This window comes from Stenotrophomonas sp. YJH_SMC_32, assembly GCF_059369975.1.
Genome location: NZ_JCAFTE010000003.1, coordinates 317,313 through 342,600, shown reverse-complemented (window position 1 = coordinate 342,600; position 25,288 = coordinate 317,313). Strand labels below are relative to the sequence as shown.

The 25,288-nt window shown below is 66.6% G+C and carries 18 protein-coding genes; 9 read left to right on the top strand and 9 right to left on the bottom strand.

Going from position 1 to position 25,288, the window contains the following annotated elements; translation table 11 throughout:
- Positions 1-157: 157 nt before the first annotated feature.
- Positions 158-853: a TorF family putative porin gene (locus AC5P7S_RS07630; protein WP_005415441.1), complete on the top strand. Its 696-nt coding sequence runs from the start codon at positions 158-160 to the stop codon at positions 851-853.
- A 194-nt stretch (positions 854-1,047) separates the two neighbouring features.
- Here the strand turns inward: AC5P7S_RS07630 and tdh are convergent, their stop codons facing one another.
- Entirely contained in the window at positions 1,048-2,070 is a 1,023-nt protein-coding gene (tdh, locus tag AC5P7S_RS07625) for an L-threonine 3-dehydrogenase (protein WP_005415442.1), read from the bottom strand.
- Positions 2,071-2,469: 399 nt separating this feature from the next.
- Here tdh and AC5P7S_RS07620 point away from each other — a divergent pair, with 399 nt between their 5' ends.
- The 7 genes from AC5P7S_RS07620 to AC5P7S_RS07590 all read left to right on the top strand — a co-directional run bounded on the left by AC5P7S_RS07620 (position 2,470) and on the right by AC5P7S_RS07590 (position 11,071).
- Positions 2,470-4,632 carry a S46 family peptidase gene (locus AC5P7S_RS07620; protein WP_065179525.1) on the top strand — a complete coding sequence of 721 codons (2,163 nt, stop codon included), beginning with the start codon at positions 2,470-2,472 and terminating at the stop codon, positions 4,630-4,632.
- 200 nt (positions 4,633-4,832) lie between these two features.
- A complete protein-coding gene (locus tag AC5P7S_RS07615; protein WP_005415444.1) occupies positions 4,833-5,477 on the top strand; it encodes a histidine phosphatase family protein in 645 nt (214 codons plus the stop codon).
- Between the two features lie 41 nt (positions 5,478-5,518).
- On the top strand, positions 5,519-6,790 hold the full coding sequence (folC, locus tag AC5P7S_RS07610; protein ID WP_095377050.1) for a bifunctional tetrahydrofolate synthase/dihydrofolate synthase: 1,272 nt from the start codon (positions 5,519-5,521) through the stop codon (positions 6,788-6,790).
- An 80-nt stretch (positions 6,791-6,870) separates the two neighbouring features.
- Positions 6,871-7,914 (top strand): SPOR domain-containing protein, encoded by a 1,044-nt coding sequence (locus AC5P7S_RS07605; RefSeq protein ID WP_095377049.1) that lies wholly within the window; start codon positions 6,871-6,873, stop codon positions 7,912-7,914.
- A 46-nt stretch (positions 7,915-7,960) separates the two neighbouring features.
- On the top strand, positions 7,961-8,740 hold the full coding sequence (locus tag AC5P7S_RS07600; protein ID WP_005415448.1) for a CvpA family protein: 780 nt from the start codon (positions 7,961-7,963) through the stop codon (positions 8,738-8,740).
- 30 nt (positions 8,741-8,770) lie between these two features.
- On the top strand, positions 8,771-10,237 hold the full coding sequence (gene purF / locus AC5P7S_RS07595) for an amidophosphoribosyltransferase (protein WP_065185785.1): 1,467 nt from the start codon (positions 8,771-8,773) through the stop codon (positions 10,235-10,237).
- Positions 10,238-10,246: 9 nt separating this feature from the next.
- Positions 10,247-11,071 (top strand): ferritin-like domain-containing protein, encoded by an 825-nt coding sequence (locus tag AC5P7S_RS07590; protein ID WP_095377047.1) that lies wholly within the window; start codon positions 10,247-10,249, stop codon positions 11,069-11,071.
- A 65-nt stretch (positions 11,072-11,136) separates the two neighbouring features.
- On the opposite strand, the gene AC5P7S_RS07585 is transcribed toward AC5P7S_RS07590, so the two are convergent.
- Entirely contained in the window at positions 11,137-12,594 is a 1,458-nt protein-coding gene (locus tag AC5P7S_RS07585; RefSeq protein ID WP_495213618.1) for a T6SS phospholipase effector Tle1-like catalytic domain-containing protein, read from the bottom strand.
- A 225-nt stretch (positions 12,595-12,819) separates the two neighbouring features.
- On the opposite strand from AC5P7S_RS07585, the gene AC5P7S_RS07580 reads away from it, so the two are divergent.
- Entirely contained in the window at positions 12,820-14,073 is a 1,254-nt protein-coding gene (locus AC5P7S_RS07580) for a M12 family metallo-peptidase (protein WP_069138938.1), read from the top strand.
- Between the two features lie 88 nt (positions 14,074-14,161).
- Here AC5P7S_RS07580 and lpxH read toward each other — a convergent pair whose 3' ends face one another.
- The 7 genes from lpxH to phoR form a co-directional block, all read right to left on the bottom strand.
- The gene (lpxH, locus tag AC5P7S_RS07575) at positions 14,162-14,908 is read right to left on the bottom strand and encodes a UDP-2,3-diacylglucosamine diphosphatase (RefSeq protein WP_095377045.1); all 747 of its coding nucleotides are present in this window, start codon (positions 14,906-14,908) and stop codon (positions 14,162-14,164) included.
- A 93-nt stretch (positions 14,909-15,001) separates the two neighbouring features.
- Complete coding sequence (locus AC5P7S_RS07570; RefSeq protein ID WP_065185789.1) at positions 15,002-15,541, bottom strand: phosphatase PAP2 family protein; 540 nt, start codon at positions 15,539-15,541, stop codon at positions 15,002-15,004.
- Positions 15,522-16,667 (bottom strand): glycosyltransferase family 4 protein, encoded by a 1,146-nt coding sequence (locus AC5P7S_RS07565; protein ID WP_053500127.1) that lies wholly within the window; start codon positions 16,665-16,667, stop codon positions 15,522-15,524. The genes AC5P7S_RS07570 and AC5P7S_RS07565 overlap by 20 nt, the downstream gene beginning before the upstream one ends.
- A 170-nt stretch (positions 16,668-16,837) precedes the next feature.
- The gene (locus AC5P7S_RS07560; RefSeq protein WP_005415457.1) at positions 16,838-19,762 is read right to left on the bottom strand and encodes a TonB-dependent receptor domain-containing protein; all 2,925 of its coding nucleotides are present in this window, start codon (positions 19,760-19,762) and stop codon (positions 16,838-16,840) included.
- Positions 19,763-20,079: 317 nt separating this feature from the next.
- Positions 20,080-21,606: an exopolyphosphatase gene (gene ppx, locus AC5P7S_RS07555; RefSeq protein ID WP_005415458.1), complete on the bottom strand. Its 1,527-nt coding sequence runs from the start codon at positions 21,604-21,606 to the stop codon at positions 20,080-20,082.
- A 169-nt stretch (positions 21,607-21,775) separates the two neighbouring features.
- A complete protein-coding gene (gene ppk1, locus AC5P7S_RS07550; RefSeq protein WP_032953971.1) occupies positions 21,776-23,863 on the bottom strand; it encodes a polyphosphate kinase 1 in 2,088 nt (695 codons plus the stop codon).
- 4 nt (positions 23,864-23,867) lie between these two features.
- Positions 23,868-25,199, bottom strand: a complete 1,332-nt coding sequence (phoR, locus tag AC5P7S_RS07545) for a phosphate regulon sensor histidine kinase PhoR (RefSeq protein WP_005415460.1) — start codon at positions 25,197-25,199, stop codon at positions 23,868-23,870.
- Positions 25,200-25,288: the final 89 nt, after the last annotated feature.

Sequence of the window (25,288 nt, the reverse complement as noted above, 5' to 3'; positions counted from 1 at the left end):
GCCGCTTGCCGACCGGCCCGGGCGGGGCATCGCCACGGCCGGCACATGTTGCATCGCAATAGCAAAGTGGTTAAAAATTCGTGAACCGGAGCTGTCCCGTTCCGGCCGATACGCCCGCCCTCGGCCTTCCACGCCACCGCCCCCATCGGAGACGCTCATGAAGCACGCCCGTGCCTGCCTCGCCATTGCCGCTGCCTTGACCCTGGCTGCCCCGTTCGCCGCCAGTGCCCAGGAAAACGAATCGCCGTACAGCTGGAACGTCACCGCCGTGTCGGACTACCTGTTCCGTGGTGTCTCGCAGACCGACGAAAAGCCGACCCTGCAGGCCGGTTTCACCTACACCTCGCCGGTAGGCCTGTATGCCGGTGTCTGGGGGTCGGGCGTGGACTTTGGTCCGGGCGACCCGAACACCGAGGTCGACTACCAGATCGGTTACGGCGTGGACGTCACCCCGCGCGTCAACTTCGATGTGCTGCTGAACCGCTATACCTACATCGGTGCCAGCAACCAGAACTACAACGAGCTGGTGACCACCACCACGCTGGATGAGACCTACAAGCTGACCGTGGCCTACACCAATGACCAGTGGAACAGCGGCACCGACGGTTGGTACTACGGTGTCGGCGGCCAGTGGGGCCTGCCGCGTGACTTCACCCTCAACGCCAATGTCGGCCGCAGCAGCTTCGAGAAGGGCCTGGCCAAGGACTACACCGACTGGAACGTCGGCGTCAGCCGCCAGTTCGGCCTGTTCAACGTCGGCCTGGGCTACTACGGTACCGACGGCAACGGCCGCGACAACTCCGGCAAGCTGGCCCACAGCCGGGTGATGCTGAGCGTGGCCGTCGGCAAGTAACCCTTGCTTCGGTAGGTGCCAGGCTTGCCTGGCATGCTTTACGAAAAAGGCGCCCATCGGGCGCCTTTTTCAATTCCGCAGTGTTCTTGATCCCATCCGGGGGAGAGCCCCCTTGTTGTTCAAGGGGGCGCGCCAATGGCGCGGGGATAAGGAAACATGCGCGGACTGATTCAACGTGCCGAGGGCACGGTGAATCAGTTCCAGCTGAGCACGACCTTGCCGGCCTTGCCTTCTTCCATCAGGTCGAAACCCTTCTGGAAGTCGTCGATCGGCAGCTGGTGGGTCATCACCTTGCCGAGCGGGAAGCCGGACAGCACCAGCTGGGTCATCTTGTACCAGGTCTCGTACATCTTGCGGCCGTAGATGCCCTGCACGGTCAGGCCCTTGAAGATGATCTTGTCCCAGTCGCAGCCGGCGCCCTTGGGCATGATGCCGAGCATGGCGATCTTGCCGCCGTGGTACATGCAGTCGAGCATGTCGTTGAACGCACGCGGGTTGCCGCTCATTTCCAGGCCCACGTCGAAGCCCTCCATGTGCAGTTCCTTCATCACGTCCTTCAGCGACTGGTTGGCGACGTTGACCACCCGGGTGGCGCCCATGTCGGCGGCCAGCTTCAGGCGGAAGTCGTTGACGTCGGTCACCACCACGTTGCGCGCACCGATGTGCTTGCAGATGCCGGCAGCGATGATGCCGATCGGGCCCGCGCCGGTGATCAGCACGTCCTCACCGATCACGTCGAATTCCAGTGCGCAGTGCGCTGCGTTGCCGTACGGGTCGAAGAACGCGGCCAGCTCCGACGGGATCTGGTCCGGGATCGGCCACAGGTTGCTGGCCGGCATCACCATGTATTCGGCAAAGGCACCATTGACGTTGACGCCGATGCCGACGGTGTTCGGGCACAGGTGCGGGCGGCCGCCGCGGCAGTTGCGGCAGTGGCCGCAGACGATGTGGCCTTCGGCCGAGACGCGCTGGCCGATCTCGTAGCCGGTCACGCCCGGGCCGATTTCGGCAATGCGGCCGACAAATTCATGGCCGATGGTCAGGCCCGGCTTGATCGTGCGCTGGCTCCACTCGTCCCACAGGTAGATGTGCAGGTCGGTACCGCAGATCGCGGTCTTCTCGAGCTTGATCAACACCTGGTTGGGGCCCGGAGTCGGCACCGGAACCTCTTCCATCCAGATGCCCTTGGCTGCTTCGCGCTTGACCAGGGCCTTCATCGTTTGCTGCGCCATCGGGGTGGAACTCATCAGGGGGAAAGCGCGGATTATAGGGTGCCGCGCGGATTTCCCATGTTGCGCTGCGGGTGCAGTGGCGGAACGAAAGGCGTGCGCCGGCGGGCGTTTCGAACGTGCTGCAAACAGCAGCGCCTCCTTGATTCCGGGGGAGGGGGCGTGGTCACCCTGGCCGGGACACGCAAAAGCCCATCCATGGTGCTCGATGGCGCCATCCATGGCGCCAACGGTCCCGGCCAGGGTGACCACGCCCCCTCTGGACGATTCCATGTGCGCGGCCGACGTGCGCATGGCAGAGCAAGAAGCAGGCCCATGACTTCCGGGGTTCGGGCCGGGGCAGGGCAGCGGGCTACAATCGAGGGTTCCACTACCAGGGGCCGCTCCATGCGCTCGAACCTGCTTGCATTCTCCATCGTCGCCAGCCTTGGGCTGGTCCAGGTCGCCCACGCCGCAGAAGGCATGTGGGTGCCGCAGCAGCTGCCGGAAATCGCCGGGCCGCTGCAGAAGGCCGGCCTGAAGCTGTCCCCGGAGCAGCTGGCCAACCTGACCGGTGACCCGATGGGTGCGGTGGTTGCGCTGGGGGGCTGCACCGCCAGCTTCGTCTCGCCGCAGGGCCTGGTGGTCACCAACCACCACTGCGCGTATGGCGCCATCCAGCTCAATTCGACCGCGCAGAAGAACCTGATCAAGGACGGCTTCAACGCACCGACCCTGAAGGATGAACTGAGCGCCGGCCCGAACGCCCGCGTGTTCGTGCTCGACCAGATCACCGACGTCACCGCCCAGGCCAAGGCCGCCATCGCCGCCGCAGGCAACGACCCGCTGGCCCGCAGTCGCGCGCTGGACGCCTTCGACAAGGCCCAGGTTGCCGCCTGTGAAGCCGATGCCGGCTTCCGCTGCCGCCTGTACAGCTTCTCCGGCGGCAACACCTATCGCCTGTTCCGCAACATGGAAATCAAGGACGTGCGCCTGGTCTACGCGCCCCCGGGCAGCGTCGGCAAGTTCGGCGGCGACGTCGACAACTGGATGTGGCCGCGCCACACCGGCGATTTCTCGTTCTACCGCGCCTACGTCGGCAAGGATGGCAAGCCGGCCGCCTTCGCCGCCGACAACGTGCCGTACCAGCCCAAGCACTTCCTGAAGTTCGCCGACCAGCCGCTGGGCGCCGACGACTTCGTGATGGTGGCCGGCTACCCGGGCCGCACCAACCGCTACGCGCTGGCCGGTGAGTTCAACGAAACCGCCAGCTTCACCTACCCGACCATCGCCAAGCACTACAACGCCGTGCTGAAGATGATCGCCGACGCCGGCAAGGCCGACGCCGACGTCAAGGTGAAGTACGCTGCCACCGCCGCCAGCATGAACAACGTGGCCAAGAACTACCTGGGCCAGCTGGAAGGCTTCAAGCGCATCGACGCCGCCGGCCAGAAGCAGGCTGAAGAAGCTGCCGTGCTGGCCTGGCTGAAGAAGCAGGGTGCCGCCGGCAAGCCGGCCCTGGCGGCGCACGCGCAGCTGGTCAAGCACCTGGATACCAGCAAGGCGACCCGCGAGCGCGATCTGTTCGTCGGGCAGTTCAACAACACCTCGGCCGTTGGTGCGGCAATCACCCTGTACCGCCTGTCGATCGAGCGCAGCAAGCCGGATGCCGAGCGCGAAGCCGGTTACCAGGAACGCGACCTGACCACCATCGAAGGTGGCCTCAAGCAGATGGACCGCCGCTATGTGGCGAAGATGGACCAGCAGCTGCAGGCCTACTGGCTGGAGCAGTACGTGGCCCTGCCGGCCGCGCAGCGCGACAATGAAGTGCTGAACAAGTGGCTGGCCGGTAGCGATGCCAACGCAGTCAAGGCGCTGGTGGGCAAGCTGTCGGGCACCGAGCTCGGCAGCCTGGACGCACGCCTGAAATGGTTCAAGGCCGACCGTGCCGCATTCGAAGCCAGCAGCGATCCGGCCATCCAGTACGCCGTGGCTGTCATGCCGGCACTGCTGAAGCAGGAAGAGCAGAAGAAGATCCGCGAAGGTGAATCGCTGACCGCGCGTCCGCTGTACCTGCAGGCCGTGGCCGACTACAAGAAGAGCCAGGGCGAGTTCGTCTACCCGGACGCCAACCTGTCGCTGCGCATCACCTTCGGCAACGTCATGGGCTACGGCAAGGACGGCGTGAAGTACACCCCGTTCACCACCCTGGAAGGCGTGGCGGCGAAGGAAACCGGTGAAGATCCGTTCGATTCGCCGAAGGCGCTGCTCGATGCGGTCAAGGCCAAGCGTTATGGCGGCCTGGAAGACAAGCGCATCGGTTCGGTGCCGGTGAACTTCCTGTCCAACCTGGACATCACCGGCGGCAACTCGGGTTCGCCGGTGCTGGACGCCAACGGCAAGCTGGTCGGTCTGGCATTCGATGGCAACTGGGAATCGGTCAGCTCCAACTGGGTGTTCGACCCGGTGATGACCCGCATGATCGCCGTCGACAGCCGCTACATGCAGTGGATCATGCAGGAAGTGGCGCCGGCGCCGCAGCTGCTGAAGGAACTGAACCTGGCGAAATAAACCGGTTGCGGTAGTGCCGGCCGCTGGCCGGCAAACCCGACCCGATGGCCGGGAATTCCGAAACCCCGCGACCCACGTCGCGGGGTTTTTTCATGCCCGCCCCGACCCGGCGCGCCGAACAGGTATCATCCGTGTTCCGCGCACTTCACAGGATGTGAACGAAACGCGGGAACCTCCTCCCCCCAGGACCCCTTGCACGCATGCGCATCCTGCTTGCCCGCCACGGTGAAACGCCGTGGAACGCCGAAGGCCGCTATCAGGGCCAGATCGACATCCCGCTGTCGCCGATCGGCGAAGCTCAGGCCCAGGCACTGGGTGCCCGCCTGGCCTCGGTCGACATCACCCGTGCCGTCGCCTCGCCGCTGTCGCGCGCGCAGCGCACCGCGCAGCTGGCGCTTGGCGCCGCCCGTGCCGACATGCTGCTGACCGAGCCGGAACTGCAGGAAATCGCCCACGGCGAATGGGAAGGGCTGCTGGCCAGCGAGATCCACGAGAAGGATCCGTCGCGCCTGCAGGCCTGGCGCGAGGAGCCGGATACCGTGCTGATGCCCGGCGGCGAATCGCTGCGCCTGGTGCTGGAGCGCAGCTGGCGCGGCCTGGCCCGCGCCACCGACGGCCTCGGCGAGCACGACACCCTGCTGGTGGTTGCCCATGACGCGGTGAACCGCGTGATCCTGTGCAAGGTGCTGGGCCTGCCGATCTCCCGCCTGTGGACCTTCCGCCAGGCACCGACCACGCTCAACCTGCTCGAAGGCGCCGACCTTGACAGCCTGGAAGTGGTGCGCCTGAACGACTGCGCCCACCACACGCCGTTCTTCGGCGAAGCCAAGCACCGCGCACTCTGATCGATCCCCTCGCACCAACTGCTTCTGCTGGAACCGCTGCCGTGACGAACACCCCGACCACCCTGGCCGACTGGCTGGACTACATTGAACGCCAGCATCCGGCGAGCATCGACATGGGCCTGGAGCGCGTGCGCGCCGTGGCCACGGCGATGGGCCTGGGGGCGCCGGCCAAGCGCACCATCGTGGTCGGTGGCACCAACGGCAAGGGCTCCACCGTGGCCTTCATCGAAGCCATTGCACGTGCCGCCGGCTGGAAGGTCGGCGCGTACACCTCGCCGCACCTGCTGCGCTACAACGAGCGCGTGCGCATCGACGGCCAGGACGTGGACGATGCCGCGCTGGTCGCTGCGTTCAGTGCGGTCGAGGCCGCGCGTGGCGAGACCACGCTGACCTATTTCGAGTACGGCACGCTGGCTGCGCTGCAGCTGTTCGCCGACGCCGGGCTGGACCTGGCGGTGCTGGAAGTGGGCCTGGGCGGCCGCCTGGATGCGGTCAACATCGTCGATGCCGACGTGGCGGTGATCACCACCGTGGACATCGACCACGCCGAGTGGCTGGGCGAGGACCGCGAGGCGATCGGCACCGAGAAGGCCGGCATCATCCGCGGCTGGAAGCCGGTGATCCTGGGCGAGACCGACCCGCCCTCGAGCGTGCTCGCGCGTGCCTACCTGGTCGGTGCCAACGCGATCCGCGGCGGCAGCGATTACTTCTACGAGCCGATCGACGCCCAGCGCTGGCGCTGGCGCGATGTCGGCCTGCGCATGGAGCTGCCGACCCCGGCGCTGGCCGGCCCGATCCAGCTGGCCAATGCCGGTGCGGCCATCGCCGCGCTGCGCGCGCTGGACAAGCCGGTGCCGCGCGCGGCGTGGGCCGCCGGTATCGCGGCGGCGCGCATTCCGGGCCGCCTGCAGGCGTTCGAGCGTGGCGGTGTGCAGATCCGCGTCGACGTCGGGCACAACCCGCAGGCGGCGGGCCAGCTGGCGCGCGCGCTGAAGGCCGAGGCGTCGGCCGGGCGCACCTTGGCGGTGTATACCGCATTGCAGGACAAGGACGCGGCGGGTGTGGTGCAGGCATTGCAGGGCGTGGTTGGCGAGTGGACCCTTGCCGGCCTGGACGGCCCGCGTGGCCAGAGTGCCGCCCAGTTGCAGGCGCGCCTGGCCGAGACCGCTGCTGGCAGCGCGCAGCTGGCCGCTTCGGTCGAACAGGCGCTGGCGCAGGTACTGGCCCGGGCCGAGCGCGGTGACCGCGTACTGGTGTTTGGCTCCTTCCATACCGCTGCCGCCGCGTTGCAGTGGTTGCAGGGCAGCGCCTGAGCCACGTTCAGCCAATCCCGACGCCGTCCGGTCCGGCACCCGTATAATCGACCGCAACCTCCGGACAGTTGCCGCCTCACGTGGATACGCCTCTGAAACAGCGTCTGATTGGTGCCATCGTGCTGGTTGCACTGGCCGTGATTTTCCTGCCGATGCTGGTCAAGGGGCCTGCACCGGACAGCGGCGTGGCCTCGGTGCCGATCGCCGCGCCGGATGCACCGGCCGATGGCCAGTTCGAAACCCGTGAACTGCCGCTGGTGGCCCCGGCCGGTGGGGCTACCGGCCTGCAGACCGGGCAGGCCAAGCCGCTGCAGGAGGCCGCCACGCCGGCCACGCCGCCGACCGCGGACACGTCCCCGGCGGTTGCCGCTGGCAACTACGCCGTCACTTTCGGCGCATACGGCAGCAAGGCCGACGCCGATGCCGTGATCGCCTACCTGCAGCGCTCGCAGCTGCCGGGCTTCGCAGAAGCGACTACCATCAACGGCCGTCAGGCATGGCGTGTGCGCGTGGGGCCGTATGCCGACCGTGCACAGGCCGAGGCGGCCCGGCTGCAGGCGGTGAAGATCCGCGCCGATGTGAAGGCCGAAGTGATCACTCTGGATGCCGCAACGGGCAGCAGCGCCCCGGTGGCAGCTACCCCGGCACCGGCTACGCCAAGCGCCAGTACCCCGTCCGCAGCCACCTCGCCGTCCGCCAGCAGCAACCCGGTGCGCAGCGAAAGCCTGCCGCCGAGTACGCCGACTGCGACGGCCACTCCGGCGGCCAAGCCCGAGCCGCCGAAGCCGGCGCCGAAGCCCGAAACCCCGAAGCCCGAGCCGAAGCCGGAGGCCACCGCCAGCAAGCCGGCGACGGCACCGGCCACGCCGGCTGCACCGGCGGCCAGCGGCGTCGGCTTCGCCGTGCAGCTGGGCGCGTTCGGCCAGGCCAGCGATGCCAATGCGCTGCGTGACAAGGTCCGTGCTGCCGGCTTCAGCGCCTTCGTCGAGCAGGTGCGTACCGAAAAGGGCACCCTGCATCGCGTCCGTGTCGGACCGGTGGCCAACCGGGCTGACGCCGAACAGCTGAAGGCGCAGGTCGCCGCCAAGGTTGGCGTCGCCGGCATGGTCCGACCGCACCCATGACCGACGTGCAGGCCCGTTGCCAGCGCCGCCGAAGGAGCGGGGCGCCATGATCGACGTGGTGCTGCTGATCGTGATCGCTGCCTCGACCCTGCTCGGGATGCTGCGTGGCTTCGTGGGAATCGTCATCGGCACGTTGTCGTGGCTGCTGGCCGCGTGGGCGGCCTTCGCCTTCGGCAACGATGCCGCGCGCTGGTGGGCGGCACCCGCGGCACCTGGCGGCGAACATTTCGTCGGCGGCTACCTGGGCGTGGGTATTGGCGTGATGATCGTGGTCGCGGTGATCGGCATGGTCATCAAGGCGATGATCCACCGCAGCATGCTGACCAGCCTGGACCGGTTGCTGGGCGGTGTACTGGGGGCCGTGCGCGGTGGCCTGATCGCGGCGATCCTGGTGCTGCTGGCCGGCTTCACCCCGCTGACCGCCGAGCCCTCCTGGAAGCGCTCGGCGGTTCGCCCGGTGCTGAATCCTGCCGTGGCCTGGATGAACGGGAAGCTGCCGCACTGGCAGGTACCCGGCGCCGACATGCTGCCCAAGGCCTTGCCGACCGACATGCTGTCCCCATCTGCATTGATGGAATTGGGGAAGAACGCAGGCGCCGGGTTGGGAAAGCCGGGCGCGGCAGGCGATAATGGCATCCTCAACCAGGTAGTGGCGGGCGGCGGATGGCTGCGGCCCGCGAAAGCGGAACAGGGCGATGCATACGATCCGGCCGAAGTGCGCCCGGACGCCCCAGCACTGCCGGACAGTATCGAGCCGGACGATCCGGCCAATGTCGACCGCAGGCGCGGCGACCACCGCGGCCAGGTACGGCCACCTTCCTTGTAACTGGGCACAGCCCAGCGGAGACCTCGCACCATGTGTGGCATCGTCGGAATCGTCGGCAACCAGAACGTCGCCGGGCAGTTGTATGACGGCTTGACCGTTCTCCAGCACCGCGGCCAGGACGCGGCAGGTATCGCCACCGCCAATGGCAGCCGCCTGCGGGTGCAGAAGGCCACCGGCCTGGTCCGCGATGTGTTCGACGCCCGCACCATGTCCACGCTGGAAGGCAGCGTTGGCATCGCGCACGTGCGCTATCCGACGGCAGGTTCGGAAGGCATGGACGAGGCACAGCCGTTCTACGTGAATTCGCCTTACGGCATCGCGCTGGCCCACAACGGCAACCTGATCAACACCGAGGCGCTGCGCCAGCAGGTGTTCGAACAGGACCGGCGCAACGTCAACACCGATTCGGACAGCGAAGTGCTGTTGAACGTGTTTGCCTACGAACTGGAGCAGCAGCGCCAGCTCAGCCCGGAAGCCGCGATCCGCGCGGTGGCCGGCGTGCATCGCCGCTGCAAGGGCGGCTATGCAGTGGTCAGCGTGGTGCTGGGCCTGGGCCTGGTGGCCTTCCGCGACCCGCATGGCATCCGCCCGCTGGTGCTGGGCAAGCGCAGCCACGCAGAAGGCGAGGAGTACATCGTGGCGTCCGAGTCGGCCGCGCTGGACGTGCTGGGTTTCCAGCGCGTGCGTGACGTGCAGCCGGGCGAAGCGCTGGTGATCACCGCGCGCGGCGAGCTGTTCTCGGAAATCTGCGCCGAGCCGGCCGAGCACACCCCGTGCATCTTCGAATACGTGTACTTCGCGCGACCGGATTCGATGATCGACAACGTCTCGGTGCACAAGGCACGCATGCGCATGGGCATCAAGCTGGGCGAGAAGATCCTGCGCCTGCGCCCGGACCACGACATCGACACCATCATCCCGATCCCGGATACCTCGCGCGATGCCGCGCTGGAGATCTCCAATGTGCTCGGGGTGAAGTACCGCGAAGGCTTCATCAAGAACCGCTACATCGGCCGCACCTTCATCATGCCGGGGCAGGGGGAACGCGTGAAGTCGGTGCGCCGCAAGCTCAACCCGATCCACCTGGAGTTCCGCAACCGCGTGGTGCTGCTGGTGGACGATTCGATCGTGCGTGGCACCACCAGCCAGCAGATCGTGCAGATGGCCCGTGATGCCGGCGCGCGCAAGGTCTACCTGGCCAGCGCCGCGCCGCCGGTGCGCTACCCGAACATCTACGGCATCGACATGCCGGCGGCCGAAGAGCTGGTCGCGCACAACCGCACGGTGGAAGAGATCGAGGCCCACCTGGGCTGCGACTGGCTGATCTACCAGGACCTGGAAGACATGGAAGCGGCGGTGAGCGAAGGCAACCCGGCGCTGCGCAGCTTCGATTCGTCCTGCTTCAACGGCCACTACCCGACCGGTATCGAGCCGGGCTACTTCGAGCGCATCCAGCAGTTGCGTTCGGACGATGCCAAGCACAAGCGCCGCGCCTGAGGATCAGGCGTGGTGGATGTGCCCGACGTTGGTGGCGACCTGCTGCGCGCTGCGCAGCAGTGCCTGGCTGAAGCCGATCCGCTGCGCAAGGTCGCATTGACCCAGGCGTATGCGGCCGCGTTCCGTGCCGGTCGCCTGAAGGTGGCCGCGGATGCGCCGCCGCCGGATCCGATCTGCATGCCGGGTCGTCCGGGACGACTGGTGCTGGTGCATCCGCGCGAGGTACCACGGCGTGGACTGGGCGGCGTGGAAGGGCGGGCTGCCTTCATCCACGCCATCGCCCATATCGAGCTCAACGCGATCGACCTGGCCTGGGACGCGGTGTACCGGTTCCGGGGCCTGCCGTCGGCGTTCCATGCTGATTGGGTCAGCTGTGCCGATGACGAATCGCGGCATTTCATGCTGCTGCACGAGCGCCTGCAGGTGCATGACCACGACTATGCTGATTTCCCCGCACACAACGGTCTGTGGGAAATGTGCGAAAAGACCGCGCATGACGGCCTGGCGCGCATGGCGCTGGTGCCGCGCGTGCTGGAAGCGCGTGGCCTGGACGTCACCCCGGGCATGATCGAGAAGCTGCGCAATGTCGGTGATGGCGAAACCGCCGATGTGCTGGAGGTGATCCTGCGCGAGGAAGTGGCGCATGTTGCCGCCGGTTCGCGCTGGTATCGCTGGTACTGCGACCGCGCCGGTGTCGAGCCGCGCGCGCGTTTCAAGGAGCTGCTGGTGGAGTACGCCGGCGGCTACCTGCATGGGCCGTTCAACATCGAAGCGCGCCTGCTGGCTGGATTCGATGCGGACGAACTCGCCAACCTGGTCGAGCAGGCCGTTTGAAAAAAAGGGACGGAGGGAATTAAGTCGTTTGTGCCAAAACGACTTAATTCCCTCCGTCCCTTTTTTCATGCGTTCGGCAGTACCACGCGCTTGCCATCCACCGTTGGACGGTTGATGTAGAACAGGCCGGGGCCCGGCCGGTACGGCAGCTCGCTGACGCCGGCATCGGCGGCGTAGGTCAGTGCGGTGTCGCCCAGCGCGTCGAAGTTCCAGTGCGCCGACTGCATCAGGTAACGCCGCCGCAACAGCGCCTCCTGCGTTTGCGTCAGTGGCTGTCCGGCCACCAGTCGTCGTGCGATCGGCTGCAGGGCCGACGGCAGCTCCCAGCCGGGGACTGCGTTGGCATTGGCCGTCCATTGCACGCCGGCATCGATGGCATGCTGCTGCATCACCTGAAGCGCGATCAGCTGGTAGCGCCAGTCGATGCGCCGGCGCAACACCACGGCCGCCGTCACGTACAGCACCGGTGACAGCACTACGCTGCGGCTGCCGGCGCGACGCTGTTGCTGCCACTGGTGCCAGACATCCACCAAGACTTCCTTTTCGTCCAGGCCCAGCTGCTGCCGCCAGCGCTCGGCATCGGCCTGTGCCTCGGCGTAGGCCGTGGTCGCCTGCAGGATCGCCAGCGGTGGCGTCTGGTACTCGGCCACGCTCGGGCGGCGCAGCAGCTGCCGGCGCGGGCGACTGAGCAGCTTGGGCCCTTCTTCGAGCTGGTTGTAGCCGCCGCCGATGTTGGCGTGCACGCCGGGCAGTGCGATCTCGGTGAACGCTGGCGCCACGCTGGTCAATGGATAGTGCTGGCGATGCTCGTCACGCGCGCTCAGTTGCAGCACCTGCCTGGCAACGCCTGCATGCAGCGCGAGGTGAGGTTGTTCGTCGGTGCGGCCACCGCTGACCGCAACCACCGTGTCGAACAGGCCGATGAAGCGCAGCGGCGGATCGGCCGGGGCGAAGTCCGTTGTGCAGGACAGGCCAGCGGCCTGCAACAGCTGCCGCCAGCGGGTGCGATCCCAGGCCTGCAACTGGTTGGCCACATCGCGCGCGGCGGCCGCACCCCGTGAAAAGCCGAACAGATCCAGCTGCACGCCACGCAGTGGTCGCTGCCAGCGTGCAGCGAGTGCACCCAGTGCCGCCGGCAGCAGCACCTGCAGCGCACGCTGCACTTTGGCGCGCACACCGCTGGCGCCAATGCCGAACGCCAGTCCGATCAGGTCGTCGTCGGCGTCATCGCGGGTACCGACACCTTCCACGTAGATCGACAGGGACGGGGGCGCCGATGTCCCGCTGCGGCTGTCCGGGTACAGCTGCTGCAGGCGGGCGATGTTGGTCAGGCCATTGTCGTAGCTGCTGGTCAACCGGCTCTGGTAGGTCGAATCGTCATCCGCACGCAGCTGCGCCGGGCGCGGCTGCGGCAGCTGGGGCCTGCCACGGGCCAGGTTGTGTGCGTTGTTGCGGGTGCCATCGAAGAACAGCCCGATCCGCAGCAAGCCGACATCTTCGTCCGTGTCCTGCGATGGTGCCATGTGCATTCCCCGTCGTGGCTGCGTCACGGTAGCGCGAAAGCGGTGTATTCGCGACGTGTAGCAACGCTTTTGACCTTACTTAATCCAGATGCGGTCGATCACAAATCCTGATTTTCACTTCTCTCGCCTATTGAATTCACACGCCCCGCGCAGGCCATATGGTCAGACCCGGCACACCGGGTCGTGCTGCATCAACGCTGTTCACATCATTCAAGGAGCGACGCAATGTTGTCCAGATCGATTGGCAAAGCGGCAGGTGGCCTGGTGTTGGGTTTGTCGGTGGCAGCGGCCGCGCATGCGGCACCGTTGTTCGAGCCGGTGACGGTCATCAGCCGCGCATCGGCAAACAGCGAGCCCGCACTGGGCAAGCTGCTGGCCACCCCGTCCACGGCGACGGTACAGGAAGTGCGTGTCGATGCAGCAGCCACTGCACAACCGCAGCTGGAATTCGAACTGCTCGGCCGGCGGGTGCAGGCGGTGCGCAGCAAGGTCGAAGCACTGCCCGATGGCGGCAGCATCTGGTACGGCCAGTTCCGTTCGCCCTCGGACAAACTGACCGCGGCCACCTCCAACGGCCAGGACGACCCCGGCAATTCGCTGATCCTGGTGCGCTCGGGCGACACCGTCACCGGCTCGATCCGCAAGGATGGAAAGCTGTATCGCCTGCGCCCGTTGGGCAACCGCCACGTGCTGGTGGAAGTGGATGAATCGCGGATGCCGGCCGACCATCCGGCCGACTACAACCAGCTGCCGAAGATCCCGATGGGCAACAACGATCGCATCGGCATCGCGCAGGCATCGTCCGGTACGCCGGCGACCATCCGTGTGCTGGTGGTGGCGACCAATGCCGCCGTCGCCGCCTATGGCGGCAACATGCAGTCGCTGGTGCAGCTGGCGGTGGCCGAGTCCAACCAGGGCTACGGCAACAGCAACGTCGGCCTGACGCTGCAACTGGCCGGTTACGAGACCACCAGCTACAGCGAGTCTGGCAACTTCACCACCGACCTGTCGCGTTTCCGTGGCACCAGCGACGGCTACATGGACAGCATCCACACCAGCCGCAACACCACCGCGGCCGATGTCGGCGTGCTGCTGATCAACAACAGTGCCTACTGCGGCCTGGCCTCGGGGATTGGCTCGACCGCGTCGACGGCGTTTGCGGCGGTGTACTGGGATTGCGCGACCGGCTACTACTCATTCGCGCATGAGATCGGCCACCTGCAGAGCGCGCGGCATGACATCGCCACCGACCCGAGCACATCGCCCTACGCCTATGGCCACGGCTACCGCTATGAGCCGTCCAGCGGCACCGGCTGGCGCACGATCATGGCCTATAACTGCACCCGCAGCTGCCCGCGCCTGAACTACTGGTCCAACCCGAACATCAGCTACAACGGCATCCCGATGGGCAATGCCAGTACCGCTGACAACCAGCGCGTGCTGGTCAACACCAAGGCCACCATCGCGGCCTTCCGCTGAGGCCAAGCGCCGACCAAGCGGCGGCGTCTACCCGGGCGCGTTCACCGGCTCGGGTAGATGCCAACCCTGGTTGGCATCCTGCGATCCATCAATCGCGGGCGAGCGTATCCAGCGACCAGCCGTTGGCATCCACACGCAGCACCGAACCCTGTTCGTACCAGTCACCCAGCACGATACGGATGCAATCGCGTCCACCGGCCTGCAGTGCGTGGATGGCCGGACGGTGCGTGTGACCGTGGATCATGGTGTCCACGCCGTGGCGGACGAAGGTAGCATCGACTTCGGACGGGGCCACGTCGGTGACGGTCTCAAACTGCGCACGATCGCCCTGCTTCATTTCCGACTGGCGGGCCTGGCTCGCCTCGCGCGCCTTCTGCGCGAAGGCGATGCGTGCGGCCAGCGGCTGCGACAGGAACTGCGCCTGGAACACCGGGTCGCGGGTCTGCGCACGGAACTGCTGGTAGGGGATGTCATCGGTGCACAGCAGGTCACCATGCTGCAGCAGCACCGGGCGGCCGTACAGCTCGATCATGCACGGGTCGGGCAGGATGCGCAGGCCGGCACGGCGCGCATAGTCCTCGCCAAGCAGGAAGTCGCGGTTGCCGCGGATGAAGTACACGGGCACGCCGCTGTCGGACAGCACCTTCAACGCATCGGCCACCGCATCGGCGGCCGGAGAGGGCGTGTCGTCGCCGATCCAGGCCTCGAACAGGTCGCCGAGGATGTACAGCGCATCGGCGCCGGGCGCCTGCTCGCGCAGGAAGCGCAGGAACAGGTCGGTGATCTCCGGACGGCTGGGGTCCAGGTGCAGGTCGGATATGAACAACGTGGTCATGCCTGCATTCTAGGCCATCAATGATGATGGTAGCGCCGCCGGTATTGTGGGGGTCAGATCTCTTTTCCGAAGGAAAAGGATCTGACCCCGGGGCTACACCGGCAGCGGCAGCCAGGTCAGGCTGGCCGAAGCCAGCAGGACGGCGATGCCCGTGGCGGCGAGCACGTCGGAAGGATAGTGCAGGCCCAGCACCACCCGCGACAGTGCGACGCCGAGGGTGAACGGCACCAGCAAGGGTGCCAGCCAGGGGTAGTAGGCCAGTGCGACGATGGTGAACGACACTGCGTGCAGGGTGTGCCCGGAGGGGAAGCTGAATTCGTCCAACGGTGCCACCCAGGCGCGGATGCGAAGATCGGCCGCGTAAGGCCGCGGACGCCGCGTCCAGCGCTTGAGGCCCTTGTACAGCAGCAATGCGGCCAGGCCGGTGGCGGCCATGTGCACCGAGGCGCGCAGGCCATCGAAGCCATCCAGCACCACCAGCGCAGCCATCAGCACATACCAGAACACGCCATCGCCGAGACGGCTGATGGCCGAGAACAGGCGGCGCACGCGGCGGCGCCGGCAGTAGTGGTTCGCCCGCCGGCACAAGCGCGCCTCGCGCCCTGCCAGCAGTTCAAGCGGCGTGGTGCGCATGGCCGCTCCTCCGCGACTGCGCAAGCTCGGCCAGCAACGCATCGAACTCGGCCACCACCTGCTGTGGATGCAATCGCTTCATCGCGCGTGCAGCATTGCCGCCCAGTTCGTGGCGTTTCGCGTCATCGGCGGCCAGTTGCACGGCGGCCTCGATGAACTGCTCGTCGCTGTCCACCGCTGCGCCGTTCTCGCCGTTGCGCAGGTACTCACGCGCGGCGCCGTAGTCGAAGGCCACGGTGGCCACACCGCTGGCCATGCTTTCCAGAGTCACGTTGCCGAACGTCTCACTGCGGCTGGGGAACAGGAACAGATCGCCGCTGGCGAAGTGGCGGGCCAGCGCATCGCCGCGCTGGATGCCACAGAAGATGAAATCGGGATTTTCATGTGCCAGCTTCTCGCGGGCCGGGCCGTCACCCACCCATACAAAGCGTGCCTTGGGCCGGATCTGCTGCAGGCGGCGGAATGCCTTCACCGCCAGGCCGAGGTTCTTTTCAGCAGCAATGCGGCCGACATAGATCGCCACCAGGCCGTTGCCATCCACGCCCCATTCCTCGCGCAGTGCAGGATCGCGCCGGCCTGGATCGAATTGCTGGCTGTCCACCGCACGGGCCAGCAGGCGCACGCGTTCGAAGCCCTGTTCGCCGAGGAACTGCTGCAGTTCGCGGGTCGGCACCAAGGTAGCGTCCGCCTGGTTGTGGAAGCGGCGCATCCAGCGCATGGCCGCGGCCTGCAGCCATGCCACGCCATAGTCGGGCAGGTACTCGTCGAAGCGGGTGTGGAAGCCGCTGGCGACCGGAATGCCGAGGCGACGTGCGGTACGCAGTGCCGACCAGCCGAGTGGACCTTCTGTGGCGATGTAGACCGCATCCGGACGCTGATTCTGCCAATGGCGGCCCAGCCGGATCGGGGCTGGCAGGCCGAAGCGCAGGCCGGGGTAGCGGGGCAGGGCAGCGCCGGGAACCAGCAAGGTGCCGGGTGCCGAATCCAGCGCTTCGGTGGACTGGCGGGGGCGGACGAGGTCGATCTCGTGTCCGGCTGCACGCAGACCCTGCTCCAGGCCCTGTACGGTGAGGGCGACGCCGTTGACTTCCGGCGGATAGGTCTCGGTGACGATGGCATAGCGCATGGCGGGCCTCCCGGTTTCCGGCATGCTCGGCCCTGGCGATGTAGCCGACATGACCACTTTGCGACCGTCAGATGACGGGGGCGCCGGCCACCGCAGGGGCGCTGCGGCCAACAAAAAACCACGGCCCCGAAGGGCCGTGGTCCTGGTGCTTCATGTCACAGCGCGATGGATCAGAAGCGCTGCTGGTACTTCATGTAGACGAAGCGGCCGATGTCGTAGCCGCCGTAGTACGAGAAGGCCGAGTTCGGCTTGCTGTACATGATCGGGCCGGTCTTTTCAAACACGTTGTTGGCACCGACCGACACGGTGGCATCCCACGGCAGCGAGTAGCGCACCTGCACGTCGTGGAAGGTGACCGCACCACGCTCGTTGTAGTTGCGGGCGCCCTTGTACCACGGTGCATACACACCCGGATCCGAGCATTCGTCCGGGTACAGCGCGATGTTCGAGCAGGTTTCCTTCACGCCCGAGTAGTAACGCGCGGTCCAGCTCGCGCCGAAGTTGCCCCGCTCGTAGCCCAGCACCAGGTTGGAACGGACGCGGAAGGCGCTGCCGATGCCGTTGGTGACGATCGGGACGATCGAGTTGTCGTTGGAGGTGCGGTAGGTTGCACTGGATACGTAGGTGGTGGCCGAGTTCACGTTGAACTTGCCGAACCGGGTGTCCAGACGGTAGCTCACATCCAGGTCGTAGCCTTCGGTTTCCATGAAGCCCGCGTTGCGGTTGCCGAACTTCAGGTTGGTCACGATGCCGGTCACCGGGTCACGCTGGAAGCGCGAGCAGCGCGCTTCGATGCCCGACTCATAGCAGTCCTGCAGGATCTGGGTCGGCGTGTCGGCGATGATCGTGTTGTCGATGCGGATCTTCCACCAGTCCAGCGAGGCGTTGAAGCCCTGGATGAAGCTCGGGCTCCAGACCAGGCCCAGCGTCTTGCTGGTCGAGGTTTCCGGCGTCAGCAGCGGGTTGGACCCGGAGGTGAACGGCACCGGCGTCGCGTCCGTCGACGTGTTCACCGGGGTGCCGCCCTGGCGGAGCTGGCGGAAGGTATTCGCATTGGCGATGTCGCGTGCGCAACGTGCACGGACTTCGGCGCTGGAGGCCGAGGAACCGAAACGGGTGTCGCACGGATCGCTGAACTGCGCGAAGGTCTCCGAACCACCACCGAACAGGTCGCTGATGGTCGGTGCGCGGAAGCCTTCGGCCCAGGTGCCACGCACCATCAGCGAGTCGATCGGCTTCCACTTGAAACCGAACTTGCTGTTGAGCGTGTTGCCGAAGGTGTTGTAGTCCGAGAAGCGGGTTGCGCCATTGAAGGTCAGTTCCTTCGCGCCCGGCAGGTCGGCCAGCACCGGAACGTTCACTTCCAGGTAGGCCTCGTTGACGGTGTAGTCACCGCCGGTCGGGCCTGCGGCCAGGTTGGTGGTAGCGCCGGTCTGGGCCAGGGCATCCGGGGTGTACTTGCCTTCTTCCTTGCGGCTTTCCACGCCGAAGGCGAAGCCGAGATCGCCAGCCGGCAGGGTGACGATGCTGCCAGCGATGTTGGCAAAGAAGTTCTTGGAGGTGGTGCGGCCCTTGGTGATCTCTTCCGGGAACAGCCACGCCTGCAGTTCTTCGTTGCCGTACAGGCCATCGGCAGCCGTCGTGCCGTACGGAACCAACGGGTTCCACGGCTTGCACACGTCGTAGGAGATCGGTGCAGCTGCGGTACCGCACTGCACCTTGCCAGTGGCGGCGTTGTAGAACGACGGGCCGACGCCGCCGGCGACGCGACCCTTGTGCAGGTTGCCGGTGGCCACCGATTCCAGTTCATTGCGGTTGTACTGGTAGCCCACTTCCCAGTCGAAGTAGCGGCTGCCGATCTCGAACGAACCGTCGAACGACGCCACCGCGCGGTAGGTCTTCAGCTCGCTGGTGGTCACGCGCGGCACTTCCCAGGTACGGCGGTTCCAGGCCACGGCGGTCGGGTTGGCGTAACCGTGCTGGCGGCCGAACGGGTTGAAGTAGCTGTTGATCGACATCGAGCCGACACCGGCGGTGCTCGACTGCAGCGGATAGCCCGCGATCTGGCGGGTGGACTCACGCTTGTTGTAGCCCAGCTCGGTGCGGAAGTTGACGTTGTCGGTGATCTTGAAGCGGCCGTCGAAATAGACCGAGTCGCGCTTGACCGGATACATCACATGCATCTGGTCGTTGGCGTTGCTCACGTCACCGGTGAAAGGCGTGGTATCGGTGAGGTGGTAATTGGCCGGGTTGGTGGGATCCGCGCCGCGGTTGAGGGAATAGCCGCAACCCGCAGTGGCGGTACAGCCCGGGCCGCGCAGACCCGTGAACTGGCCGTACTGGCTGATCGTGGTCCAGTTGCTGCTGTCGTACGGATGGCGATCGGTCATGCCGTACTTGCTGAAGCCGCGATCGCGCGCCCACACGCCCTTCTCTTCGGCATGCTCGGCCGACAAGGTCAACGACACGCGCTCATTGCTCCAGCCGGCGACCACGTCGAAGCGGTCGCGTGCACCGTCGCCCTGGCTGTACTGGCCGTGGTAGACGTTGGCAGTCACACCGGTGACATTGGAGCGGGTGATGATGTTCACCACACCGGCCATGGCGTCGGAGCCATAGATCGCAGAGGCGCCGTCCTTCAGCACCTCGATGCGTTCCACGGCGGACACCGGCAGCGTGGAGATGTCCTGGTAGCCGGACGTGCTGATGCCCAGGCGCTTGCCGTTGACCAGCACCAGGGTGCGCTGGGTGCCCAGGTTGCGCATGTCGATGTAGGTGCCGCCCGCGTTTTCGCCTGCGGTCAGCGCATTGGCGCGGCTGATGGTCGGGCTGCCCATGGCGGTGACGTTCTGCAGGATGTCGGCAACCGAGCTGAACCCCTGCTTTTCGATGTCGTTGCGGCTGATCGCGAACACCGGCTGGGCGGTCTCCACGTCCACCTGGCGGATGCGCGAGCCGGTGATCTCGATGCGGTCGAGGTTGGTCGGGTTGGCGTTGCTGCCTTCCTGGGCAAACGCGGGCAGCGCTGCCAGCGCTGCAGTGGTAGCCAGGGCGTAGCGGATGGCCTGCCCCAGTGCGGTGGTGCGTGAAGTCATGGCGAGCTCTCTCTCTCAGGTCGTGCACAGGACGCCAAAGTGGGCGTCGAAGGAGCCAGCAGGGTCGATGACCGAGCCGGTGACCCGATAGTAGTCTCGTTAGTTAATGCTCTGTAAAGGGTTCGTATCCATTTATGTCACGCGGCCGCGCCAGCCTTCACAAAACGTGAACAAAAGCAGGCGCTTACGTGATGGCAGCGATTGCCCACAGCGCGCCGTTGTGGTGCGGAGCAGCACAAAAAACCGCCAGACTGCGCAAAGTGGGAGTGGGAAATGCGTCACCCCGGTTGTCCTGTGGACAACAGCGGACAGCGTATTCAGGCCACGAACGGACGGAACTGGATGCCCAGCCCGGCGATGCCATCGGTCTCCCCGATCAGGTCCGCGCGCAGCAGCGGGCGGGCATCGATGAAGGCCTGCGGCACGATCAGCGACAGCCGGTTGTCGTCGGCGGTCAGTTCCAGTGCCGGCAGCGGATCGTCTTCGTGGGCGCGATTGAGCAGCACCGCCAGCCGCAGCAGGGCCGCCAGCCGGCGTGCGGTCAGCAGCAGTCGCTCGGGCAGGGCGTCGAAGGCGGTCTTGGTCACGCTGCGGCGGTGGCTACGCACCAGGGCCGCCAGCATCTGCTGCTCCTGGCGCGAGAAGCCGGCGATATCCGAGTGTTCCAGCACATAGCTGCCATGCACGTGGTAGCCGCTGTGCGCGATCATCAGGCCCAGCTCGTGCAGGCGCGCGGCCCAGCCGAGCATGCGCGCATCGTCGGCATCGAGCCTCCAGCGCTCCTGCACCTGTTCCAGCAGGGACAGCGCGGTGTCCTGCACGCGCTCGGCCTGGACGGTATCGATACCGTAGCGCTGGCTGAGAGCAGCCACCGATTCGTCACGCAGGTCGTTCTCGCCGGCGCGGCCGACGATGTCATACAGGATGCCTTCGCGCATCGCCGCCTTGCTGACCAGCAGCTTCTGCAGGCCCAGCGCCTGGAAGGCCGCTTCCAGCACCAGGATGCCGCCGGCGATGATCGGGCGGCGGTCGCTGGACAGCCCCGGCAGCTGGATGTCGTCGATCTTCTTGGCCTTCAGCAGTTCATCGCGCAGCTGCGGCAGGGCCTCGGCGGTGATGGCGCCCTTGCTCAGCTTCATCGTCGCGCAGATCTCGCTGATCGCCTTGTGCGTGCCGGAAGAGCCCAACGCTTCCTGCCAGCCCAGCGCGCGGTACTTGCTGGCGAAAGGCTGGAACTCGCGGCCAATCTCGGCCAGCGCGTCCTTCCAGCGCTTCTTGCTCAGCTTGCCGCCGGGGAAAAAGCGCCGGGTGCTGGCGATGCAGCCGGCCTGCAGGCTTTCGCGCTCCAGGGTCTGCATGCCCATGCCGATGATGAACTCGGTGGAGCCACCGCCGATGTCGATCACCAGCCGGCGCTGCCCGGGCTTGGGCGGTTGCGCGTGGGCCACGCCCAGGTAGATCAGGCGCGCTTCTTCGCGCCCGCTGACCACTTCGATGGCATGCCCCAGTGCGGTCTCGGCCGGTACCAGGAACGACTGCGGCGAGCGCAGCTGGCGCACGGTGTTGGTGGCCAGCGCGCGCACCCGGTGCGGCGGCACATTGCGGATGCGCTGGCCGAAGCGGGCCAGGCATTCCAGTGCACGTTGGCGTGCAGCGGAAGAGAGACCACCCTTGCCATCCAGGCCATCGGCCATGCGCACCGTCTCGCGCAGGCGGTCGATCACCCGCAGCTGGCCGAGCGTATAGCGCGCGATGACCATGTGGAAACTGTTGGAGCCAAGGTCGATGGCGGCCAGCAGGTCGCCATCCTGCAATGCGGGCGGAGTCGTGGTGGTATGCGGCATGGACGAATGTTAGCCGAAGGGGCGGTGTGCTCGTCACCGCGCGGCCTTCACATTTTGGAAGAGGGCGTGCCGCAGGACTGCAAGGGGTCAGATCCCTTTCCCGCAGGAAAGGGATCTGACCCCGTGGCGATCGAATCCCGACCAGCGGTCGGGATCTACCGGGGCAGGGTCAGAGCCCCTGCATCAACGCCATCTGCGCCGAATGCGGGGCTTCGTCGTGGGCTGGGGCACGCTTGTGGTAGATGCCGTGCGCGTCCAGTTCCCAGGCGTTGAGGTTGTCGTCAAGGTAGTTCTGCAGGACTTCGCGGTAGACCCGCTTGGCCAGTTCCGGATCGAGGATCGGGAAGCAGGTCTCGACCCGGCGCAGCAGGTTGCGTTCCAGCCAGTCGGCGCTGGCGCAGTACATTTCCGGTGCGCCGTCGTTGCCGAACCAGTAGACGCGGCTGTGTTCCAGGAAGCGGCCGACGATCGAGCGCACGCGGATGTTGTCCGAGATGCCCGGTACGCCCGGTCGCAGCGTGCAGGCGCCGCGGATGATCAGGTCGATCTGCACGCCGGCCTGCGACGCGGCGTACAGCGCGCGCACCACCTGCGGTTCGTTCAGTGCGTTCATCTTGGCGATGATCCGCGCCGGGCGGCCGGCGGCGGCGATGCGCGTCTCGCGCTCGATGCGGCCGAGGATGCCGGTGTGCAGGGTGAAGGGCGACTGCAGCAGGCGCTTGAGCTTCATCTTCGACGCCAGCCCGGACAGCTGCTGGAACAGCAGGTGCACGTCATTGCCGATGTCCGCATCGGCGGTGATCAGGCTGATGTCGGTATACGCGCGGGCGGTGCCGCTGTGGTAGTTGCCGGTACCCAGGTGCACGTAGCGGCGCAGCTTGCGGCCCTCGCGGCGCACGATCAGCAGCATCTTGGCGTGGGTCTTGTAGCCGACCACGCCGTACACCACCTGCACGCCGGCTTCCTGCAGGCGATCGGCCAGGCCGAGGTTGGCTTCTTCGTCGAAGCGGGCGCGCAGTTCGACCACCACGGTCACGTCCTTGCCGTTGCGCGCGGCCTGGATCAGCGCATCGACGATCAGTGAGTCCTTGCCGGTGCGGTACAGGGTCTGCTTGATCGCCAGCACGTTCGGATCGATTGCCGCCTGCCGGATCAGGTCCAGCACTGCAGTGAAGGCGTCGAACGGATGGTGCAGCAGCAGGTCCTGGCGCGCCACCGTCTCGAAGATGCCGTCACTGTCGCGCAGCGTGCGCGCGGTCATCGGCGGGTATTTCAGGTCCGGTTGCGCGATGAGATCGTACAGCTGGATGATGCGGTTGAGGTTGACCGGGCCATCGATGCGGTACACCGCGTTCTCGGTCAGGCCGAAATTCTGCAGCAGGGTCCGCACGATCTCGCGCGGCATGTCGTGCGCGATCTCCAGCCGCACCGCTGGCCGGTAGCCGCGGTCGACCAGCTCGTCACGCAGCGCCAGCGCCAGGTTTTCCACTTCCTCCTCGTCCACCACCAGCTCGGAATTGCGGGTGACGCGGAACTGGTAGGCGCCCTGGACTTCCATGCCCGGGAACAGCTCATCGACGAAGGTCGACAGCACCGACGAGAGGAACACGAAGTTCTGGGGCCCGCCGAGCTTTTCCGGCAGCTGGATGATGCGCGGCAGCGAGCGCGGCGCGCGCACGATGGCCAGGTGGCCGGCGCGGCCGAACGCATCGGTGCCCTTGAGCACCACCACGATGTTCAGCGACTTGTTGAGGATCTTCGGGAACGGGTGCACCGGGTCCAGGCCCAGTGGCGACAGCACCGGCATGATCTCGTTGCGGAAGTAGGCGCGCAGCCAGCGCTTCTGGCGGTCGGTCCAGGAGTGGCGGCCGAGCACGCCGATGCCGGCCTCCATCAGCGCCGGCCGCAGCGTCTCGTTCCAGCAGCGGTACTGCTGGTCCACCAGTTCGGCGGCGCGGTCATGGATGGCGCTCAGGATGGCCTGCGGGCTCATCCCGTCCGGTGCGGGTGGCAGGCCGTACTCCTGCGCGTGGCGCACGGCGGCGGCACGGATCTCGAAGAACTCGTCGAGGTTGGTGCAGGAGATGCACATGAAGCGCAGGCGCTCCAGCAGCGGCACCTGCGGGTCCATCGCCTGGGCCAGCACGCGGAAGTTGAAATCCAGCTGCGACAGCTCGCGGTTGATGTACAGCGCCGGGTCACGCAACGGATCGTTGTCCGGGCTCACGGGGAGGGGGAGGGATCCGAGGCTGCTCATGGCGTCATTCTTCGATGGAGGTCAGGGGGGCGGACTCGCGCGGGCGCACGTGGTCGGCATCGAAATGGCAGGAGAACACCGAGCCCTTGCCGACTTCGCTTTCAATCTCCAGCCGCGCGTGGTGCAGGCCGAGGATGTGCTTGACGATGGACAGGCCCAGGCCGGTACCACCGCTTTCGCGCGAGCGGCTGCTGGAGACACGGTAGAAGCGTTCGGTCAGGCGCGGCAGGTGGGTGGCCGGGATGCCGTAGCCGGAATCGCGCACCGCCAGCACCGCACCGTCGCCCTCGCGGCGGAACTCCACCGCGATGCGGCCACCGGCCGGCGTATAGCGCACCGCATTGGTGACCAGGTTGGAGAATGCGCTGTGCAGTTCCTTGGTCGAGCCCTGAAGGTCAACGCCGGCGAGGTCGTCGATGCTGATCTGGTGGCGGCCCTGGCTGTGCGCTTCGGCTTCGCGGCGCAGGGTGGCCAGCATCGGCTGCATGGCCACGGTCTCTTCCTCGCTGTGTTCCTGCGATTCGAGGCGCGACAGGGTCAGCAGGTCTTCCACCAGCTGGGCCATGCGCTGGCTCTGCTTGCGCATTTCTTCCAGCATCGGTCCGGTTCCCGGGAAATCCTCCGGGTCCATCATGTCCAGGTAACCGTGCACCACGGTGAGCGGCGTGCGCAGCTCATGTGAAACGTTGGCCACGAAGTCACGGCGCACCTGTTCCAGGCGCAGCAGCTTGCTGACGTCACGCGCGATCAGCAGCCAGTAGTCCGACGAATAGGGAATCAGGCGCAGGTTCAGGCGGATCGCCGGATCGACCGGCGAGGGTACGTCCAGGATCGGCTCGGCATTGCGGCCGCCGGCCAGCCAATGCGCCAGCGGCATCGGCTGCAGGCGTTCGACCAGGGCCTCGCCAAGGTCGCCGGGATGGTGCAGGCCGAGCAGAGCGGTAGCCGCTTCGTTGAACCACTGCACGCGCTGGCTGTTGCGATCCAGCACGACGACGGCATCAGGCAGCGCGGCGGCGGCAGCGCGGTAGCTGCGCAGCATGTCCAGCAGGCGGCGCTTGCGCACGCGCATTTCCACCTGGTTGCGGTACAGCAGGCGGTCCAGTTCGTTCCAGACGCCGGTGCCTTCTTCGGCGGTGTCCCAGCGCTGGCGCGCGGTCAGCCGGCGCAGAACGCTGCGCAGGCGCCAGTAATGCCAGGCCAGGGTCGCCAGCGCGCCCAGTGCGATGCACAACCACAGATGGCCCGTGAACCACCCCACCAGTCCGGCGAACAGCAGCACCGCGGCAACGGTGGCCAGGGTCTTCAACCAGGCAGAGCGGATGTGGCGGGGCATTGCGATCTCGTCGTTGAGGTGCGGCGGTTCACTGGGGTGAACCGAGGGTTATAGCAGAGTTGCCGGCACCGGCACCCGCAGGTGCGCGG